Source organism: Flavobacterium johnsoniae, assembly GCF_001879205.1.
In the GTDB taxonomy this organism is placed as follows: Bacteria; Bacteroidota; Bacteroidia; order Flavobacteriales; family Flavobacteriaceae; genus Flavobacterium; species Flavobacterium johnsoniae_A.
This window is the reverse complement of record NZ_MLFK01000008.1, coordinates 210,542-233,459: the sequence shown is the minus strand read 5'-3', so window position 1 is coordinate 233,459 and position 22,918 is coordinate 210,542. Positions and strand designations below refer to the sequence as shown.

Genomic DNA, 22,918 nt, shown 5'->3' with positions numbered 1-22,918 from the left:
TTTTTTGGGTACAAAACCATTATTATTCGGTATAAGTATTAGTTGAATAAAAAAAAGAGAGGTCTAAATTGACCTCTCTTTTTCTGAATTTTATTTAATTAAAAACTTGGTTTTATAAGTCTTATCTGCGTTGTGCAGAACTAAGAAGTAAACTCCGGAAGTTCTTAAATGGGTTTTTATTTCTTTACTAAAATCATTTGTGATTTCCAGTTTAGGTTGTTTGTAAACCGCTTTACCATTGGCATCAAAAATAATTAAGTCAAAAATTCCTTCATCACCTGACAGGTTTAAAGTAAAGTTTCCGTCATTTGGAACCGGAGAAATAAAGAATCCGTTTTTACCTAAAGTCGGATTTTCGACAGATAATGTGGCTTCCACTTTTACTTCCAATGATGTTTTTTACTGCATGAACCCTGAGTCAAATACTGAATAGAAAGCGTTTGTGTACCTTTTTCTGTCCATATGATTGTTACGGTATTATCGTTCTGACCGATAATTTCGCCACCGGTAACATTCCAGGTGTAAGTCTGCATCGATTGGGTTGCTGTGTAAGTTACTGTTGTATTATCACTTGTAATCACAATATCACCTGCAATGGCCGCAGTATTGTTTAATCCAACCTCAACATTAGTATATACAATACCTTTACCTTGTAAACCGCTTGATTTTTTATTCAGTTTGGTTAAATCAATTCCGAATGAATGATCTCCGGCAAACTTTTCGATGTTTCCAATTTCAAATTCTTTATCTGAAACTTTGGTTAAGGTTATGTTTTCATTAGAAACTGCTATTCCGCCCGACTTTACAATAATGTCATTTTTGGTCAATGCTGAAGCCATAATTTCATCAGCAAACTCCACTTTTAGAACTTCAGGTTCTGAACAATCACTTGCTTTTAGCGGCGTTACGGTACAGCCTAAATCAACAATATCAATATAAGTTTCAATACGCACCGCATCGCTGGCATTTCCAAACTCATCATAAACCAGTGCTTCAAAAGTATTTTTACCAATAAATCCTTTTATCGGAATTAAAACTTCTTTTGCTGTTTCCTGATTTTGCTTGTTTACCAAAGTTTTTCCCGTTGGCGTTACAGCGTATAATTCTACGGTTTGTTTGTTTCCGTTTGTTATTAAGGCAATAGATAAATCGTTACCCGAAGTAATATTATCTACGGCTGATGTTCCTCTGTCCGGCGTAATACGCATATTAGACGGCGCAGATGGTTTTCCAAACTTCACTTCCCACATTGTGCTTGAATTTCCGGTTCCGAAGTTACCTGAAAGGTCTTTAAAGCTCGTCTGATCTACTACAATCTTATAACCGCCTTCAGCCTGCGTGTATTCTCCTAAACCTGAAATTAAATAATGTAAATCGTCTTGTTTTATCACATTAAGATCTGCATTTAAATTCACGCTTCCTTTGTAAAGCGTAATCCAGTTTTTCTCAAAACTATTTATCGGCTTATTTAAAGTAACTAAAAGATCTGTCACATTCTGACTGTGTAAGGCTCCCTGAAATTTTGGAGTAAACGCATCAATTTCCGGAATATGAATATCCACTTTCCATTTTTGAGTTTGCACCACTAATCCAAAAGTGTTGTCTTCTGCTTTTATCGATGGTAAATCTACAGCCAATTCGTACTGACCGTTTTCTTTGTTGTATTCGTTTAATCCAACAATGGTATATTTCAGATTATCATCGGTAACAATAGAAACATTGTCCAGCGGTTTTCCGTTCAGCGTTAGTTTTTCTTTGGTAAACTGAACGGGTTTTACAGGTTTATTAAATTGAATTACAACACTGTTTACCGGCTGTGCCTCAATTTGGTCTGTTTTAAACTGAACGATTCCAAGTTCACCAATTATCTGAATCCAGGAAACACTTTTCCCTTCTACACCTTCATTGTCTTCTAAGTCTTTTATTCCGGCGCATTGAACCGTAAGTTCATAATAACCAGAGGCAAGAGACAATGTTTTGATATTTAAAACATAAGTTGAATCGTTTACTTTACCAATAAAACTATCGTTAAACGGAATTTTTGCTCCCTGATGAATCAAGGTAATATTCTGCGCTGTAAAAGTATTCGGGTTGATGGCTTTATTAAAGTTTACCTGAACCGATTCTACTGGTTTTGTCGTAGTTGACGGCAGGTTTTCAAAAGAAACTACTTTTGGTACATTCGTATTTATAGCTGTGTAATACAAAGTATATCTTTCTAAACCTGAGATTTTATCAAGGAAATGAAGTTTATTTTCATACTTTGGCTCCAATCCATCTTTTAATGTTACATGCGTCTGCCAGAAATTTTGAATTGGCAGTTCAAGGTTATCACTATTTCTAACTACTCTTTGCAGTTTGTATTTATCAGATCCGGGATCAGCCATATTGCCGTAATTCCATCCTGTTTGCGATGAATTCATGGTTAAAGTCGTCGTAAGCTGATTTGGAGAAATAGCATTAGAAACCGTTCCTGCTGTTACTTTATAAACTTCATCGTTTCCTCCGTTTGAATAATAAATCGCATCAGGAGTATCATTTGCATCTACAATATCGTTTACCAAGAAATCGTTAATATTATCTTGTCCGGTTTGATATGCCCTTACACTTTTAATTAATTCATGAACATACGATGCTTTAATCAGACTTAAGTTTTTATTACCGTAACTGCTTAAATGTTTTATTTTAAGATCGTATTCTACAAAATGACCTAATAAAGTACTCGTAAACCACCATTGGCCTAAAGCTGCTTTTTGAGGTTCGATGTTTCCGAAATCAACATTTAATAAACCTAATTGTTTTGGTTCGTTGTTGAAGTTGCTTCCCACGATTTCAAAATCAATTAACAAACCTTTTTTGTTTTCGATAATTTCCGGCTGTACCGATTCTACCTGAACATTTTTGGCAATTCCGTAACCTTCATTTTTAATTAATAAAGCCATTTCTGCCGGAACAATCGGTTCGATTTTATCCGTAAGCGGATCATCACCTAAAATATCACGCTGCATGAAATAATGCATTACCAAATCAGGACTTGGGTTTACTTCTAATGTTACCGGATACAATTGTACCGAAACTCTGTCGCCTGTATTAGGATCTAAATAGGATAACGTTCCTCCAAAAGAGTACGATTTAGCTACAGTTGGCGCAGCTTCTTTTGTTGGAATAAAAATTACAGTTCCTGATTGGCTGCTGCTTGGCGCTACAAGTCCGCTTCCGCTAAGGAAAGCATCTTTATTGATCTGGAATAAATGCGTCATGTCATTTCCGGCTTCGTCTTTAATTACTAAATCCAGATTTAGATCTTTAATTGTGTTCGAATCGCTTCCGTTGTTTAATGTTAGCGTTCCTTCAAAAGCTTCTCTCGTCATAGTGATTTTTTGAGAGAATTTAACTGTTACTGTTGCGCAAACAGATGATTGAGAAGCTAATTCTTTTCCATACTCTTCAATTTCTTTAAGATCATTCTCATACAATGCTGCAACGGAGACAAAACCTCTTTTTGCAGTCAGCTCAACTAATGCTTTTCTTGTTCTGTCATAGTTCTCAATATCATTTTTATTAATGATGTTTGGATATTCAGCATTAGGGGCTTTTATGTTTTTACTCCATGCTTCTAAAGTAGTGTTCCATCTATTACAAAAGCTGTCAATTTCCTGACCTGTAATATCTGTACCAGAAAGATTCGTTTTAATTCGTGCAATATCTGATGCAGAAAATGGTTTTCCAGCATCCAGATTTGAAGCTGTTTCTTTCATGAAATTTTGAAAATTAGGGCTTTCTAATAATCTGTCATTGCCTAAATATGCTTTTATTCTATTAGTTAAGGCTGTTTCAGCATCTGCCATTGCCTGAAAGTCTTCATATTTAGATTGCAAGAAACTGTTTTGAGTGCTTTTACTGTTCATCCATTGCTCTATACAAGTTTTAGCCGTTGACGCAAGTCCAAAATAACATCCTGCCTTAGTTGGACCTGGAATACAGCTTCCTAATGCTAAAGTTATATTTATTATATCATTATCAACCGTCGCAAGAGAAAGAAGACATGAAGCAAGTTGTAAAGGAATAAATGGCGAACAGCCCATTGCAGTACTAATAATCGAAGTTATACAAGGATTTGTACAAATAGTAGGCAGTTCAGTAATAATATTTCCAATAATGGTACCTATAGGAATTAATGGTCCAAAACCTCCTCCGTTAAAATTTGGCTCACCTCCAACAACTGGTGTAGTTGGTGTGGTACAAGTTATTACATAATAAGGCTGAAATGCCGCCAGATTTTGTTCTGTTTCGCAGACATAAGTTCCTTTTGTTATTAAGTTGTAACTGCAATTTTGTCCGGCGGCCGCACTTTTTCCGCTTGAAGCCGGTCTTGTTATCAGAATCGGAACAATGATAGTCGATTTAGCGTTTAATACATCAACTTTATCAATCATCAGTTTGAACTTGTAATCGCCCTGACTGTCTACATTAAAAGTTACGTTTGACAAGGCAATTAAACCGTGATTGGTAACGGTTGCATAACTCATTCTGCTTTCTCCTGTTTGCAAATCCAGTACAGGGTTATCGATATCAATAACAATTACCGGTTTTGGTACGTTTGTTTCAAATTTAACTACCAAATCAGACTGGTATTCGTCTGCTATTTCCGTTGGTTTTACAACCCATTCATAACTTACGGCCTGATACGAAATAAACACTCTCTGAGTTGTTACTTTCCCCGGATCTACCAATAAATTATTTTGATAAGAAGCGTGTTTATCTGCCGTTACGGTTACGGTATAATAGCCTTCCGGAATTTGCGGTGTGCTGAATAATCCGTTTTCATCCGTTAATCCCTCTGCTAAAATAACTCCGGAAAATGGATGGCGAACCACCACTTTTGCATTCTTCAAATGTGGTGCTCTTTCGGTGTTGTAAGTATATTCATCGACTACATCAATTAATAAAGAACCTGTTCCTTCTGAAACGGTTTCTATTTTAAAAGGAATGCTTACTCCTCCTCCATTAGATGGATTTAAAGCCAGATTACCGCTTAGTGGAACATTTAATTGTTGTTTATCTGTTGGTGCTAATTCAAGAATAACTTTTACTGATTCATTTGGGGCTATTTTGTCAATTACAGCGGCACTTTTTAGCTTCATCCATTCCAGATTCGGAACGTCTACTTTTACCTTTTCTGCATCTATTGCTCCGGTATTAGAAATCGTCACTTCATAAAAACGAGAACTTCCCTTTATCATCGTGGTGTTGATGCTTACAGGGTTTGCCAATAGCTTTGGAGTTTGCGCTTTAGCATGATAATAGGCTAAAGCAGGCAGTTTTGCGCCTTCGTTTGAAGTAATATTGAAATTGATATTATAGTACTTTTGTTCTGCCGACGGCGTTTCTGCCACGATCGTATAGCTAAGAACAGCTTCCTGTCCTGATGCCAATGTTAAAGGATTTGTTTCTATTGTAAATCCTGCATCAGCCGGAAGTTCTATTTTTATATTGGTTAAAGGAATTTTGCTGTTGTTTTTTAATACAAATTCTCCTTTATACGGCACTTTGGTTACCACATCCCATTTTAAATAATCCGGCTTGTTTGTCCATTCAAAACCAACAATATCAAACTCAGCCTGAACTGCATTTTTTGTTCCCGGATAGCCTGCACTTACAGTATAATGACCACTTTCTGCCTGCAGTGGTTCAAAATCGTAAGCGAAGTTTCCAGAGGCATTGGTTTTTACTTTGTACGAACGTGTAAAACTTCCTTGAGAAATAATGATTTCTACTTCTTTGTTTACGGCCGGAGCATTATTGGCCATTTTAGCAGATCCTGTAATCGTAACTACTTCACCTGATTTGTAAACAGATCTGGAAACTGTACTTACTGCCGTATAGCTCGAATGTAATTTTATTGCCGTATATGCCTCATTATTGGTATACGATAATTCGTTTATTTTTTGGTCTGAGTTTACAGCTGCAACCAGATAATAATCGCCTGCCTGTTGCGGCAGTTTTACCGATTTTATAAGATCCAGCTTCTTTCCTGAATCTATATCTGCGTCGATTACCGAAGTTGTTATCAGCGTTGCATTCTTAGTCGATTTATCTTTAGAAAGATAATATTCAATCTTTGCACCTTTTGCTAAAAGAGCAAATCCCTGATTGGCGATAGAAGCGGTTACATCGATCGTATCTTCTCCATTTGCTTCGGCCACCGCTTTTACTGATGTTACTACCGCGTCAGGTTTGTTTTGATCTGTAACCAAAATCCACGTAAAACCTGAACTAAAATTAGCTGCTTCTGCCTGAATACGCACCGTTTGATCTCCAGTTTTAGCCGGATCAATGATAGTATTGATTTCGACCTCAACACTTTCCTGTCCAACCGGAATTGAAACCTGTTCCGGAATTGAGACAATCGTAGGAGAATCTGATGAAAGCTGTACCAAAACGGCTTGAGAAGTATCAACTGTATTTCTTGTAATCATAATTTTAGCCGCTTTTTGTACACCAGCCTTAACGGTTGCAGGACTGGCTTTTACGTTTAAGGCTGGTCCGTTGCTGTCCAGAATAGTAATATCCTTACTCGGTTTACTGCCATCTCCCGCCGGAATGGTACAATTACAAGATGAAAGATAAACATCGGCCGTTACGTTGACTACTTTAGTACCGTCTACAATTCCGTTGTTTATGGCTCCAATATTAAATCTCTTCGAATTTACATTGGCAGGAAAATCGATCACATCTGGAAGAATCAACGCATTGGCAACACTTGCCTTTAAACGTATTTTTGTACTGATTTCTGATTTATCTAAACGCTTTACCGTGGCATAAGTCGCATAAACCCCGTCTCCTTTTGAAATCGTGGTTGGTGCAATTTCCAATTCAAAAGCCGGAACGTTAGAACTTTTTAAAATGACTTCTGTATTTCCTGCCTGGAAACCTTCGGCCCTCAAAATTAATTTTCCGGTTACCGTTTGTTCAGGAACTTTATTGTTTTTTATTGTTACCGTAAAAGAAGTGGTTTTACTCCCTGCAGGAAGTATTACTTCTGCCGGAACCGTCCATCGTGAACTCTGATCTGCTGTAATTGTAAACTTAATGTCTTTCGTTTTAGCAAAATCAGTTTCTAAAGTTACGGTAATGGTTTCCCCATCTGTGGCTGCAATTTTAGACGGTGTCAAAGTAAGAGTCGAAAACTCGTTGTCTATAATTTCAATATTGTCTGAAACAGCAGTGTAATCATTTCCGGAAACTGAAAGTGCTACGGTTCTGTTTCCATCACTTGCTGCATTGTCAATTGGCTTTATGTAAAAAACTACAGATGACTGGTCTTTCAGTATTTTTACATTCGCATCAAATTGAAGCTCCGAAGCTAAAGAAGCCGTTAAATCAAATATTTTGTCACTGCTTCTGTCACCGCTTTGTGTTAAAGATGCTCTGATAACTTCTGTCGAATTCTCGTCGATACTTTTCTTATCTAAAGTTAAATACAAACGTTTCTCAAGTAAAATAGAAACTGCTGACGTTACCTTATTATTGCTTTTTAAAGATTCCGGTTCTTTTACCGCCGTGTTGGGGATAATATTAATCTTAACTTTTACATTGCCTTCTAGTCCTAAAACTTTAGGAAGATTGAATACTGCAGTTCGGTTTATGGATCTTTGTTTGTCTAAATCTTCATTGTAAGAAACGGTACCCAGATTGTATTCTAATCCGGTTTGATCCGAAACAATGCTTACCTGTTCAATCCATCCTCCCGAAGCAATTCGGCCGCCAATATTGTCAACTATCCACGAAACATTTATTTTGCCTTCCGGTGTAATTGTAGATTCGGCTGTGCTGATTCCTGAAATGGTTAAATCAGGGTATTGAGCTGTTGCAATGGTTAGTTTTCCGTTAGTATGGCTGGAACCAATGTCTACTGCATTTTTAGAGCTCAAAACAACACCCGATAAATCTAAATTGTGTGTTTGTCCGGAAACATAATTTAGAGGAATTTCAATAGGAATTTCTACTAAATTACCGCTGTTTCCTTTAAAAGAAGTACTTGTCAGCGAAAGAATAATAAAGTGATAATTGCGCGGATTATTCTTTTCGATATTGACATAAATCGCATGATCGCCTTTACGGCTTTCTATAATTTTACTTTCTTTCTCGCTTACAATTAGTCCCTGCGGAACAGTAAGTGTAAATTCGGCTCCCACTACTTCATCGGCATTAGCCAAATCAATGACAATAGACGATTTTTCGCCCGGTCCGGCCGCCGCGTTCAATACCTTTAAACTATTTTGTGCCTGTATATATGTTCCCAAAAATAGGAATACAAAGACCAAAAAAGCTTGTGTTTTCATGGTTTTAAATTTGTTAGATATCATTTTGGTGAGTTTATTGTATTAACATTTTTCCTTTTAAAAATCCAGGTTTTGCTGTATCCTGCAGTTCGATTGTATAAAAATATACCCCCGATGCAAGGTCATTTCGATGAAAAGAAAATTCATGACTTCCTTCTGACGCATCAAGATTAGATTGTGTGCGAACCGTTCTTCCCTGCATATCAAAAACTTTCAACGTTGCTTTACCTGCATTTTCCGGTATATGATACTTTATTACGGTCGTATCGATAAACGGATTTGGGAAATTTAAAAGCGTAACTGACTTATCTGCATCGATTTCCTCAACGCCTAAAGTTTTCGCAATTTTATAGCTCAATGCGTTTGCATCGGTATTCGAAATCATAGCAGAAACAATAGTTGTCTGAGGAGAAACTTTTGCAATCGCCTGTTTTCCAGAAAGTGATTTATCCATAGAAAAACCTGCAATACTAATTTCGCCATCACGTTCTGCAACTGAAACCGTATAGCCCAAACTTGAAAGAAGTTCTTTTGTTTCGGCTTTCTTTCCGTCTTTTAAACGAATATCAAACGCTGCTGCCGAAACCTGTTGATTGTCGATATAAAGCGTATTGTCTTCGATACTCAGAATAACATCTTCATTTGCCAAAGCCTGACGTTTAGTACCGGCAGGAATTTCAAGTGTGCCGGACTGAATTTTATTAATCAGTGAAATAATGTCAAGTACGTTCAGGTTTTTATCTTTATTGATATCGGCTGCGCCAAAATTGAAAAACTTTGGTTTCTGGCTTAAGGTATAATTCAAAGTCGATTGAATATCAAGAATGTTTACAATTCCGTCAAAGTTTGAATCTCCTTCTCTATATGTGATCGTATAGGTAATTACACTGTTTCGGGCAGCTCCTGCAATTTGTCTCAATTCTAAGGTCTGGTTGTTTGGAACATTCCATTCGCTTAAAATATTCGTCAGTTTAATGCCGTCTTCCGGAACCGTAACCATCTGGAAATAGTCTTTCACAGTCATATTATATGACTGTGTGGCATTAAAAACAGAATTGGTATGATCGTAATGATTGATCTTTTGGTCTTTTAAAACTGCGTTTAAATTTAAAGGCAGTTCGCCCAAATTAATTTTCTGGCGATCAATTTTAAAACTCACCGCTGGCAAAAATGCGGCGTCAATTCCAGTCAATTCATTTTCTGAAAGATCAAGTGTTTTTAGTTTTGTTACTTTTGATAAACTCTCCGGAATTGCTCCTGTTAGTTTATTTTTAGCCAGATTCAGATTTTGCAATTCACTGAATTTTCCAATTTCGGCATTTATATTTCCGGTTAAGTTATTATCCGGAAGATTGATCGAAACCACGTGTCCGTCGTTGGTAGTAACACCTTTCCATTTCTTTTCATGAAGATTGTTTGCTGATGTATCCCAAACTTCTTTCCATCCTGTTCCTCCTGCGCTTTGAAAAAAGGCTACTAAAGCCTCATATTCTTCGGTAATTAATGGAGTTTCAGAACCGTCTGCAATTCCTTTAAATTGCAAATAAGTTCCTTGTGAAGTTCCCGTTTTCTGCCAAATCGAAATTTTAGCACCCTCCGGAATATTCGCAACAGAAATATTTGGGAATGTAATCGTATTGTCTACAGCTGTGGCTTCAGAAATTTTAAAATTATTGGCCTGAAGTTCAAACTGATATTTTCCGCTGTAATCCTGTGTGGTTTCGTTGTATGTCGTAATAGCCGGAAGATCAACTACGATTTCGTCTCCTTTTAAATAAAGATATTGCTCTTTTGCGATTACCTGTCCTCTTAGGTTTATGTATACGCTGGCTAAGTTGTAAGTAAAAGGTCTTTCTAAAGCATCAAAACCGTTATTCGAAAGATCGATTTGTTCTATATTTTCGAAATCATTTAAATGCCCCGGAATCGTTCCCTTGAAAGCATTGCCGGCAAATGAAACTTTTTTCAATCCTGAAATTGCGGATAAAACCGGTAAAGTTCCCTTAAATTTATTGGACTGCAAATTTAGCGTTTTCAAATTGGTTAGTCTTCCTAAATCTGACGGAATCGATCCTTCAACTGCATTTGACTGCAGGTTTAAAGTTTCCAGATAAACCAAATCAGATAACTCGGCAGGAAGAGTTCCAGATAAGTTGTTCGCGGCCAAACTCAACGAAACTACGTGTCCGTCTTTTGTTCCTACTCCGTACCAGCTTACCTCATGAAGTTTGTTTTGAGAAATATCCCATTTCTGCGTCCATTGTGCGCCGTTTGTACTGGTGTAGAATTTTTTCAGAATTTCAAATTCTTCTTCTGTCAAAGGTTTTCCAAAAACTACCTGACTGTAGTTGATTGCAGTTCCCTGTGCCGTTCCGTCATTTTGTACAATTCTAATTTGATCGGTTAGTTTAATTCCGAATAAAGCAATGTCTTTAAAGATTAGTTTTCCTTCGGTATTAGAATAATTTGATGCTTTATTTACGCCATTAATAAAAAGCGTAAAGTGATTTTTGTTATTGATAACGCCTCCATTTGCATTAAAAAGAAACGTAGACAAAGTTGGCAGATTTATAACCAGTTCGTTAGCTCCAACCTCGATTGTTGGAATCGTAATAGTCTGATTCGCAAAATCAACCGTTCTTAAAAGAGGTAAACGTGCTAAAGCTTCGTCTGCATCTTCAATTGTATTATTATTTAAATACAAGGTTTTTAAAGCCTGCAATTTGTTCCATGAAGATGGTATAATGCCTTTTAATTTGGTATATCTAAGATCTAAAGATTCTAAAGATTCAAGGCCAGAAAAAATTCCTAAATCGGTTGTACTTAAGTTTTTCGAATAACTTCCTCCGTATAAAGAAAGGTTTTTTAAGTATTTCAAATTGGCAAAAGAGGCTGGAATAGTTCCCGAAACATTAGAATTATTGTTTAAGTTTAATCCCGTAATATGTCCGTTTTGAATGCTTACTCCATACCACGCACCTTCATGCAGATTATTCTCGGCAGTTACCCATTTATTCGTCCAGTTTGTGCCATTCATGGCGGCATGAAAATCAACTAAAGCCTGGTATTCTGCCTCTGGTATTTTTGGCTGGTCTACTTTTACATTCGTAAAGTAAATTCTGGAATCATATGAAGTAGCCGAACCTCCTTCATAATCCTGATATAAATACAATTCATCGTCTGTTTTTAAAGTCGACAGATAATCGGCCGGAATCGTAATTGTACCGTCTCCGGCCACTCTTAAATTATTTCCTACCTGATTTCCTTTTAAATACAATCTAAAAGGTCTTTGTGCAGAGAAATCATTTACCGCTCTGTTGTAAAGCAATACATTAGGCAGATTACTCACTTTTACATCATTTCCTTCATATAAAAAATTAGGGATATTTAAGGTTTGCGAGGTAAACTCTAAATTAACCTGACTTGGTAATAATCCTTCAATAGAAGCCAGTTTGTTGCTTGAAAGAACTAAAGTCTGCAAAGCGGTATTTTTTTCTAAATCTTTAATCAAAACTTCGATCTGGTTATAAGAAAGATTTAGAGTGACTAATTTGGCCAGATTTCCTGTAGAAACCGGAATTGCTTTAATTTGGTTAGAAGACAAATTAACCGTCACTAAACTTTCCATCGCGCCAAAATCTTCAGGTAATGCAGTTATGGCATTGTTATTTAAATACAATTCTTTCACTTTTTTTAACTTGCTCCACGATGCAGGAATATCACCTTTGATTTTAGAATATCTTAAATCTAAAAATTCCAGATTTTCAAGTTCAGCTAAAACAGCTAAATCAGTTGTACTTAAATCTTTACTGTAGCTTGCACCATAAAGCGAAAGGTTTTTAAGATATTTTAAGTCTTTTATAGAAGCCGGAATAGCACCTGTAACCGAACTGTTGTTATTTAAATTAAGACCTGTTACGTGCCCGTTTTCGATGCTTACTCCATACCATGCCCCTTCATGGAGATTATTTACAGATACATCCCATTTGTTAGTCCATTTTGTTCCGTTCATTACGGTATAGAAATCAACTAAAGCCTGATATTCTTCGTCTGGTATTTTGGGCTGATTAATTTTAATATTGGTAAAATAAATTCTGGAATCATAATAGTTTCCGGATACGCCGTCATATTGCTGATACAGGTATAATTCATCTCCTGTTTTTAAAGAAGATAAATACGTCGCCGGAATGGTAATACTTCCGTCTTGCGCCATTACCAAATCTGTCGCTACCTGACTTCCCCTTAAATACAAATTGAATTTTCTTCTTGACGAAAAATCATTTTTAGTTCTGTAATACGAAAGGAAATTAGGCAAACTTTGAACCTTAACATCAATTCCTTCATAAAGAAAATCTTGAATATAAATGTTTTGAGAATTCAGGCTCAAATTAACCTGAGAACTTAAAAGTCCGTTAATAGTCGATACTCGGTTACTCGAAAGATTTAAAGTTTTTAAGGTGGTCACATTCTCTAATTCTTTCACCAAAATTTCGATTTGGTTATCGCTTAAATTTAAGGTAACCAGATTGGCCAGATTTCCAATTGAAGCCGGAATTGTTTTCACTTGATTATAAGACATATCTAAAGTAACCAGGCTTTCCATCTCCCCAATATTTTCTGGTAAAGCAGTAAGTGCATTACTATTTATATAAATGGTTTTTAGTTTTTTTAACTTACTCCACGACGCAGGAAGATCGCCCTTGATTTTGGTGTATCTTAAATCTAATGATTCCAGATTTTCAAGTTCTGATAAAACAGCTAAATCGGTTGTGCTTAAATCTTTACTGTAGCTTGCGCCATAAAGCGAAAGGTTTTTAAGATATTTTAAATCTTTTATCGAAGCCGGAATGGCTCCTGTAACCGAACTGTTGTTATTTAAATTAAGTCCTGTTACGTGTCCGCCTTCGATACTAACCCCATACCATGCGCCTTCATGCAGGTTATTAACGGTAACATCCCATTTATTGGTCCATTTTGTTCCGTTCATTGCATTATGAAAAGCAACAAGCGCCTGATACTCTACATCTGGTATTTGAGGCAGATTAATTTTTATATTGGTAAAATAAATTCTGGAATCGTACGAATTGCCGGATACGCCGTCATATTGCTGATAAAGGTATAATTCATCTCCAGTTTTTAAAGAGGATAAATACGTCGCCGGAATGGTAAGACTTCCGTCTTGTGCCATTACCAAATCTGCCGCTACCTGGCTCCCTCGCAAAAAAAGATTGAATTTTCTTCTTGACGAAAAATCATTTTTAGTTCTGTAATACGAAAGGATATTGGGTAAATTTTCAATCTTAAGATCTGTTCCTTCATAAAGCAAATTAGGAATATAAATATTTTGAGAATTTAGGTTCAAACTAACCTGAGTGCTTAAAAGTCCCGAAATTGTTGATACTCTGTTACTCGAAAGATTTACGTTTCGTAATGTGGCAACATTTTCTAATTCTTTTACCAAAACTTCAATCTGGTTATCGGATAAATTCAGCGTCACGAGATTTGCCAGATTGCCTATTGATGCCGGAATGGATTTAATTTCATTATAAGAAGCATCTAAAGTTACCAGGCTTTCCATCTCACCTAATTCTTCCGGTAATCCTTTGATTGCGTTATTGTAGAAACTAATTGTTTTCAGTTTTTTTAATTTGCTCCATGAAGACGGAATAGCATTTACGATTCGGCAGTATCTCATGTCGAGTGTTTCAAGAGACTGCAGTTCTGATAAAACATTTAAGTCTGTTGTACTTAAATTTTTAGAGTAATTTCCTGCATAAAGCGAAAGGTTTCGCAGGTATTTTAAATTTCCAAATGAAGCCGGAATCGAACCGGAAACATTACTTGTATTATTGAGGTTTAATCCGGTAACATGCCCGTTTTCAATACTCAAACCAGTCCATGCTCCTTCACCGAGATTATTTTCATTTATATCCCATTTATTATTCCAGCTGCTTCCTCCCATTGCATTATAAAAATCAACTAATGCCTGATATTCAATAGTAGAAACGGCGGGCTGACTTACTTTTACATTTGTAAAATAAATACGGCTGTAGTAAGAAACATTTCCTGTTCCGGAATCATACTCCTGATACAGGTTGACTTCATCTCCATTTTTTAAAGAGGATAAATAAGCGGCCGGAATCGTTAAACTTCCGTCTGCTGCCATTGTGGTGCTGCCAATCTCGCTGCCTCGAACGTAAACAACAAATTGTCTTCTGGCAGAAAAATCGTTTTTAATTCTATTGTAGGTTACCACATTAGGCAGAACGTCAATTTTAAAATCAGTTCCTTTATACAGCAGACTTTCAATGCTGGGCGACTGATAATTAAGACTAAGACTTACTGAACTTGGCAGTAAAGCTGCAATAGTAGAAATTTTATTAGAATTTAAATTTAAAGTTCTAAGTGCCGTTAAATTCTCTAACTCTTTTATTAAAACCGGTATTTGATTCTCAGAAAGATCAACAGTTACTAAACTTTCAAGCTGCCCAAATTCAGGAACTAATCCTGTGATGGCATTGTTGCTTAAATTCAGGGTTTTGAGTTTTTTTAATTTACTCCACGATGCCGGAATAATTCCTTTTAACTTACAATATCTCAGGTCTAAAGACTCTAAAGATTCTAATTCTGAAAAAACACTTAAATCTGTTGTACTTAAGTCTTTCGTATAACTTCCTCCATACATAGAAAGTGTTTTAAGAAATTTCAAGTTTCCAAAAGAAGCGGGAATTGCGCCTATAATGTTACTTGTATTGTTAAGGTTAATGCCCGTAACATGTCCGTTTTCGACTGTTACGCCATACCAGGCCACTTCATGCAGATTATTTTCCTTAGTATTCCATTTATTTGTCCAGTTAGATTCGCCGGCAGCTTTGTAAAAATCTACCAAAGCCTGGTATTCAGAATCCGGAACAGGAATATTAAAGTTGTTTTTGGCCGCAAATAAAGAAAGACTGCTAAAAAGAAATAGCAATCCAATAAGTAGTTTTCTCTTCATAGATTAATGTTTAAAAGCCAGTATTTTAGGAAGATACCTTGTGTTAAAAAATCAGCCTAAAAGTAGGAAAAACATTTCATCTATCGCTGTTAAATAATCATTCATAAAACGTAAACGACTAATTAACAACAACATAACTCTTCAAATTACCTGATTACAGGTAATTTATATTCATTATAAACAATAAAATTTTGCAGTAATTTTTTATGCAATCAGGAAACAAAAAACATACCTCATCCTTCCATAATTCAACTTCAAAAAAACAAAAAAACCCTGCACTGGCAAGGGTTTTCCTATATAAAAATGGTTGTTACTTTATGGAAAGAGCTTCTAAAATCTTTGTGTAAATTTCGGTATTTTGATAAACTCCCATAAAATTTTGAGCACCCGCACCATAAGCAAAAACCGGCACCGGAACTGCTGTATGATCGTTTGTACTGAAACTTCCGTGAACGTAACCTTTTTCAATACTTCCGTCGATTAAAGATAAACCGCCAGTTTCATGATCTGCTGTTACGATTAGAAGTGTTTCAGGATTTTTATCAACAAACTCCATCGCCTGCCCTACTAATTTGTCAAAATCCAGCATTTCGCGAACCACATATTCTACGTTATTTCTATGTCCGCCATAATCAATCTGCGCACCTTCGGCCATAATAAAAAACGGATTTTTTGTTTTTGCAAAAGTACTGGTAGCTTTGGCAAGTGATTTAGTTAAAAAATCGCCTCTTCCGTCTTTCATAGAAACAACAGCTGCATCTTCTAAAACTATAAATCGGGTGTTTTTAATAGTATCCAGAGAACTGAATTTATCTGAAAATGTATATCCTTTTTCAATTAAAACTTTAGATAAATCTTTTCCGTCTTTTCTGGATTTGAATTCTTTTTGCCCTCCTCCAATTAAAATATCTGACGGATTCGATAAGAAATCATAAGCAATAGGCTCGCTGTAGCTTCTTTCCGGCTGATGCGCATAAAAAGCGGCCGGAGTAGCATCTGTAATATTTCCTGCCGAAATAATAGCCGTTTTGTAATTTTTCTTTGCTAATTGCTGTGTAATTAATTCCAAAGGTTTTCCGTTTTCATCAACGCTTATAAACCTGTTATTGGTTTTATGACCTGTTGCCATTGCCGTTGCTCCCGCGGCAGAATCGGTAATATAACTATCTGAAGCTTTGGTAATAGAAAGTCCCTGAGTTGGAATATTAAAAAGGCTTAACTGCCCTTTATTTGCCGTATAACCCGAATAAATCTGAGTTAGCCCCATTCCGTCACCAATTAACAGAATGACATTTTTCGGTTTCTTTTTGGCGAAAGCTGCAACATTTTTAGGAGCATAAGCCTGATGAAATTCGGTATTCTGATAAAAATTATTTTTAAGGTTATTGATAAAATGCGTCAATTCGGCCACATTATCAGTACCAATAAAATCCACTTTTAAATTCATCAGCGTCATCCACGTATTTACATTATCCTGTGTGGCCCAAAATCTTATCTTTTTGTTCTGATTGTGAACTTTTTTTATAGCTGATTGAATTTTCTCCAAATCAGCTTGGGTTAAAACACCTTTACCGTTCCAAATAGTCAGCTCATGCAGATCTTCGCTGATCATTTCTACACGTGCCAATTGCTCCGGAGTGTAGTTTTCATTCAGCCTTCCGTCAAAATAAATAAATTCCGGATAAGATGTCCACTGTGCCGGATTTGGTCTGTTTCCTGAAATTACCACTTTAATATTTTTATTGATAATGATATCAGGATAGTTTTTTAACTGTTGCGCAATTAATTTCAAAGTAGAATCGGCATCAGATTTTATATCAATCATTAAAATCAATGGCTTATTACTCGGATAAGCTTTAGATCCCAAATTCTTTAATTTTAAAGAAAGCGGCTCGAGATAAAAATTTTTGAGTGTATTGTTTGGTCCAATTTCTTTTGAAGTATGCGCCACAAACAATTCGTTATTTACTAAAAAGACATCGGCTTCAATAACGCCTGCTTCATTAGAATATGCCCCATAAAACGGTAACGGACTGGCATAATCATTATGTGAATGTATGTTGGATGAACTGTATTCCTGAGCTTGTGCAAAAAGGAAAAACGAAAGGCAAAAAAGGATGAATATTTTTTTCATTGAAATGATTTTTGAATTATTTTGTGTACAGGTTTTTGCCACGAATTACACAAATTATCACGAATTATTTTTTGATTTTTGCGAATACAATTTGTGGAAATTCGTGCAATTCGCGGCAGAAAAAATTCTTTTAATCCTTTAATCTGTGGCTAAAAAAACAATAATAACCAGCCTCTTTAAAAAAGACTGGTTTTTTTTATAAATATTGAGCTTCATTCTGTTTTTTTTACAATCTGCAGACTCCACAACAAGCCTGCAGCGTAAAAAAAAACTAAACAAACAAACTAATTTAATGGTTGGTGGTTTTTGGTTGATGTTTTTGGTTTTTGGTTTTTGGTTGGTGGTTGATTTATAATTAACCGTAAACAATAAACTATAAACTATAAACTATAAACTATAAACTATAACCCATCAACCAAAAGCAATTTACCATCCTTTATTTTGAAACAAAGCTCCTTTGCTTACTGCAATTTCATCTGGCGGTATTGGCCAAACGTGATGAATAGCAGGATTGAAATTACGAGCCGGATAAATTACACTTCCGTCATAATGGTGCAATGGTTTGGCATACGTTTCTTTAGCATCTCCCCAGCGTACTAAATCAAAATGACGATCTGTCCACTCACCCGCTAACTCACATCTTCTTTCTCTTTTTAAATCGACCATTGTTGCTCCTGCAAGATCACCAAGACCTGCACGGTGACGAATCATATTGATTTCATTATCAGCATTCTGGCCTTTCATAAGTTTGGCTTCTGCCAGCATTAAAATGACATCGGCATAACGCAAAAGAGGTACGTTTAAAGCGGTTGAAGGTTTATCTCCGTTGGCATTTACATAACGAATATCTACTGCTCCTGAACCAGTTTTTGGATAACTAAACGGCTCCATATATTTTTTAAACTGATATCCAGTTCTATTACTTGAACTTACTACATTTTTTCCTTCGTTAAAAGTTACTAACTCCCCGAAATAAGTGAATTTATCTCCTTTTTGAAGTATGGTAGCGCTTCTTCTTTTATCCGTTGGATCATAGGTATCGAACAATTCTTTCGTAGGATAAAAATTTCCCCAGCCGTTATAAACTCCCCAGCCTTTATCTTCTAAACAAACACCTGGAAAAATAGAACCCAAAGAGGTATTTTCGGCACTTGAAGTTACTGACCAAATGTATTCTGTAGACCAGTTGTTTTTAATTTTAAATACATCTTCAAAGTTATCAAGCAGTTTGTGCTTACCGCTTGCCACAATCATATTGGCATATTTTATGGCGTTATCCCAGTCTTTTGCATACAAATAAGTACGAACTAAATATCCCCATGCAGCTGTTTTATGAGCGCGGCCGTAATTATCCGGTGTAAGCTCATTGAAGTATGGCAATAAATCAGCAGCTTTAATTAAATCAGCGGCAATGTAAGCATAGTTTTCTGCCACGTTTTTAGCACGAGGCACATAAACATTGGTTGGATTTGCTCTGTCCTGGATTGGAATTCCTGCACGATCATCTCCATAATGGTAAGCCAATTCTAAATGCATTACAGCATGGTTGAAATAAGCTTCTCCTAACATTCCGTTTTTTGTTTTTTCATCCAAAGGAATATTCGGAATATTACGGATTACATCGTTGCATCGTTTCATGATTTCGTAATGAATTCTCCAGATATCTTTGGTATCAGATTCTGCCCCGTCTACAATAAAATTTTTGATACGTTCTGCATTTTGTCTTGGTTTTGTTCCGATGTCATCACTGGCATTGTTCAGCCAAAAGAAACCACGGCCGTACATATTGTCATCTGAATATAAAGCGTAAATCGAATTTACACCTGCTTTTGCATCGGCCGGAGTTTTCCAGAAATTCCCACTTGACGGCGCTCCCTGAGGTACCAGATCAAGTTCGCTTTCGCAAGCTGAAGTGCTTAGCAAAAGCACAAAACTCAATAATAAAAGACTTAAATTTTTCATTTTGTTAGTTTTATATTTTTTTTAAAAAGTAGCGTTGACACCCGTCATATAAATACGGGAAAGCGGATATTTACCTACATCCATTCCGAAGTTTTTAAGTCCAACTTCAGGATCCATTCCAGAATAATTGGTAATCGTAAACAAGTTTTGTCCCGAAATAAAGAATCTCAATTTCGCTTTACCGTTCAGCCAGCTTTCTTTTACCGTATAACCAAGAGAAACGTTTCTTAATCTTAAGAAAGAAGCATCTTCGATATAAAAATCAGAGATTCGTCCGAAATTGTTATTGTTATCTGTTGATGAAAGAACCGGAACATTCGTATCTGTATTGGTTGGAGACCAGGCATTTTTAGAATCGGCCAATAAGTTATATCCCGGGAAAGAAGCATTTAAACCGGTATGTTTAACTGCGTTGAAAACACTATTTCCTGCCGCACCGCTCAAAAAGATATTCATATCGAAACCTTTGTATCTAAAATTGGTGTTTAAACTAAAAGTTGTTTTCGGGAACGGACTTCCTAATACTACTCTGTCGCTGTTATTGATAACACCGTCGCCGTTTTCATCCTTAAATTTAATGTCTCCTGCAACTGCATTTGGCTGATATGCCACACCATTAGCATTTACATAGGCTTTTGCTTCGGCTGTACTTTGAAATAATCCGTCTGTTGCATATCCGTAGAAAGCACCAACCGGGCTTCCAACCTGATAAATGTTAGCCAAAGGCAAACTGCGAACTCTGCTTAGGTTTAAAGGCTCTAACGAAGTTAAATCGTCTTTAATAGAAACAATTTTGTTGCTCAAAAATGCTGCATTTGCCGTAATGTCATATTTAAATTCGCCGCGAGTTTTTTGGTAGGTTAAACTTACCTCAATACCTTTATTTTCAACATCTCCAGAGTTTACAATTCTTCCAAGAGGCGTTCCTGAAACTCCCGGTAATTGATCGCGCACCAACATGTCTTTGTTTTTCTTTATATAAGCATCTACAGATCCAGTCAAACTATTGTTAAACATGGTAAAATCAAGACCTAAGTTTGTCTGCTCAGAGCTTTCCCATTTTAAATTTGGGTTAGATAATTCGCTTTCTGCATAACCATAATTAATAGTTGGCGTTGCTCCTATTAAAGCCTGAGTCTGCGTTAAAGGCACACTAAACTGATATGGCCCAAGGTTTCCTAAGTTTCCTATCTGCCCCCAGCTAGCACGAAGTTTTAAATTGCTTACAACTGGGTTAATGCCCTGCATAAATCCTTCTTCAGAAATTAACCATCCAGCCGAAACTGACGGATATACTTTCCAGCGGTTGTTTGATAAAAGTTTAGAAGTTCCGTCGCGGCGGATAATTCCTGAGAATAAATATTTTTGATTGAAATCGTAGTTTAACCTTCCTACATAAGAAGAAATAATTTCATCTGATAAACCTGCTCCTGTCTGCTGGATTAGTTTTGCATTCAATAAATAACGCTGCGATGGATCTTCGTTATCAAAACCAGTTCCTTCAACGGTATAAAAATCTTTTTTCGTTTCCTGATACGTATATCCGGCTAGAGCTTTCAGATTGTGTTTCCCGAATGATTTCTCATAAGAAATAGTCTGTTCACTCAATAAATCTGTAATCGTCATTGACTTTTTGGTCAATCTGTTAAAGTCGAATATTTTTCCAGGTTCTGTAATTTTAACCGCAAAATCTGTTGCATTATCCTGTATTCTGGTATAGCCCCAGTTTGTTTTTACTTTTAAGCCCTGAATGATTTCCCACTCTGCATAAGGATTAATTAAAACAGTCGAAACAGGATTACGGTTATCCAGTCTTTTCAAATACGCAACCGGGTTGATCACGTCTCCGTAGGAACCAATGTATTTTTCCGGAACTCCTCCAAATTGCCCAGAGCCGTCTTCTCTATAAATTGTAGCGTTTGGCGGATAAAAAACAGCCGCTAAAATAGCTCCTGTATAAGCACTTGCTGTATTTGCAGTCTGACCATCGGTTAAAGAATACGATAAATTTTCTCCAATTGTAAAATTATCTGCCAGTTTAAAAGACGAATTGGCTCTTACGGTATAACGGTTTCCAAAAGTATTCAATAATATACCTTCATTTCTTCTGTAACTTCCTGACAAAAAGAAATTTGATTTTTCTGTTTTACCGTTTACAGAAAGCGATAAATCCTGAATTTCGCCTGTACGGAAAATTTCATCCATCCAGTTGGTTTTGGTTGTTCTTGCTGTTGGTTCGAAAGCCGTATCAAAAGCAGGAATTCTTGGCAATCCTGCATTATCTCTGGCAGTATTCATTGCATCTGCATATTCGGCAGCGTTTAAAACATTCAGTTTTTTTGCTACATTTTGAAAACCTCCCTGATAATTTACATTTACGTTGATGCGGTCTGAAATTCCTTTTTTAGAAGTAATTAAAATAACCCCTCCAGAAGCTCTCGCTCCATAAATTGCTGCAGAAGCCGCATCTTTTAAAACACTGATTGAAGCAATATCATTTGGGTTTAAAGTATTTAATGAACCGCTGTAAATAATCCCGTCTAAAACAATTAAAGGAGTTTCGGCATTTAATGATCCAATACCACGAATATTAATTGTAGGCGAAGCCGTTGGGTCACCACCGTCATTAATAACAGTAACACCGGCTACAGTTCCCTGCAGTAATTCTCCGGCATTATTATAGGTTCTGCTTGAAACTTCTTTCATGGAAACAGAACCCACGGATCCTAAAACTTCATTTTTCTTTACACTTCCGTATCCCATCACCACAACTTCCTGAAGTTGTTTTACATCGGCCGCTAGTTTTACGGTTATCACAGAAGTCTGACTCACTTTTACTTCTTGTGTAACGTAACCTACATACGAGAAAATAAGCTGTGCCTCAACAGCATTAACTTCTAATTTAAAGGTTCCGTCAAAATCTGTTGCTGTAGCTGCGGTAGAAAATTTATCCTTAATTCCTACTCCTGGCAAAGGCATATTATCATCACCGCCATAAACCGTTCCTGAAATGGTAATTTTATTCTGATCTGAAACGGCAGCTTTTTGTGTTTTTTTAATCACGATATTATTACTCACGATTTCATATCGAAGCGAAAAATTACCGCATATTTTGTCTAACGCCTGCTCGAGCGTTACATTCGTAAGTTTTAAACTGATTTTTTGATTGGTATTAACTTGATTTGATTCGTACATAAAATGCACGTTTGCCTGATTTTCAATTTTTTGAAAAACATTCTTTAAACTTTCATTTTCTACTTTTAATGTTACTTTTTTATCAAAATCAACATTTTCGGCGTTTACTAATCCGGTAAAAAACAAAGCAAGAAATAAGATTACTTTTGTCCTGTAAGCTTTTTTAATGCTCAGACATTTTGCGACGTACCGCATTTGTTTTTCATTCATAGTTTTTGGATTTTAGATTTTAGATTTTTGTCTTAAGATTGTAGATTATATATTTTGATTCTCACTTTTACCATT

6 protein-coding genes are annotated in these 22,918 nt (G+C 36.2%); all 6 read right to left on the bottom strand.

The annotated features are described in order from the left end of the window. Positions 1–90: 90 nt before the first annotated feature. Positions 91–390 carry a T9SS type A sorting domain-containing protein gene (locus BKM63_RS23940; protein ID WP_242661161.1) on the bottom strand — a complete coding sequence of 100 codons (300 nt, stop codon included), beginning with the start codon at positions 388–390 and terminating at the stop codon, positions 91–93. Continuing rightward, positions 381–8,345: a CARDB domain-containing protein gene (locus BKM63_RS15885; protein ID WP_242661160.1), complete on the bottom strand. Its 7,965-nt coding sequence runs from the start codon at positions 8,343–8,345 to the stop codon at positions 381–383. Before BKM63_RS15885 ends, BKM63_RS23940 begins: the two co-directional genes overlap by 10 nt. A gap of 34 nt (positions 8,346–8,379) precedes the next feature. Beyond that, entirely contained in the window at positions 8,380–15,342 is a 6,963-nt protein-coding gene (locus tag BKM63_RS15880) for a leucine-rich repeat domain-containing protein (protein ID WP_071637559.1), read from the bottom strand. A 310-nt stretch (positions 15,343–15,652) separates the two neighbouring features. After that, positions 15,653–17,476, bottom strand: a complete 1,824-nt coding sequence (locus BKM63_RS15875) for an alkaline phosphatase (RefSeq protein ID WP_071637558.1) — start codon at positions 17,474–17,476, stop codon at positions 15,653–15,655. A gap of 426 nt (positions 17,477–17,902) precedes the next feature. Then, positions 17,903–19,438 carry a RagB/SusD family nutrient uptake outer membrane protein gene (locus BKM63_RS15865; protein WP_071637556.1) on the bottom strand — a complete coding sequence of 512 codons (1,536 nt, stop codon included), beginning with the start codon at positions 19,436–19,438 and terminating at the stop codon, positions 17,903–17,905. Positions 19,439–19,459: 21 nt separating this feature from the next. Next, on the bottom strand, positions 19,460–22,843 hold the full coding sequence (locus BKM63_RS15860; RefSeq protein ID WP_071637555.1) for a SusC/RagA family TonB-linked outer membrane protein: 3,384 nt from the start codon (positions 22,841–22,843) through the stop codon (positions 19,460–19,462). Between the last annotated feature and the right edge of the window lie 75 nt (positions 22,844–22,918).

What these genes read in the sequence shown, in the direction of transcription:
- BKM63_RS15880 (WP_071637559.1), bottom strand. Translation starts at nt 15,342, where the DNA reads ATGAAGAGAAAACTACTTATTGGATTGCTATTTCTTTTTAGCAGTCTT.
- BKM63_RS15875 (WP_071637558.1), bottom strand. Translation starts at nt 17,476, where the DNA reads ATGAAAAAAATATTCATCCTTTTTTGCCTTTCGTTTTTCCTTTTTGCA.
- BKM63_RS15865 (WP_071637556.1), bottom strand. Translation starts at nt 19,438, where the DNA reads ATGAAAAATTTAAGTCTTTTATTATTGAGTTTTGTGCTTTTGCTAAGC.
- BKM63_RS15885 (WP_242661160.1), bottom strand. Translation starts at nt 8,345, where the DNA reads ATGAAAACACAAGCTTTTTTGGTCTTTGTATTCCTATTTTTGGGAACA.
- BKM63_RS15860 (WP_071637555.1), bottom strand. Translation starts at nt 22,843, where the DNA reads ATGAATGAAAAACAAATGCGGTACGTCGCAAAATGTCTGAGCATTAAA.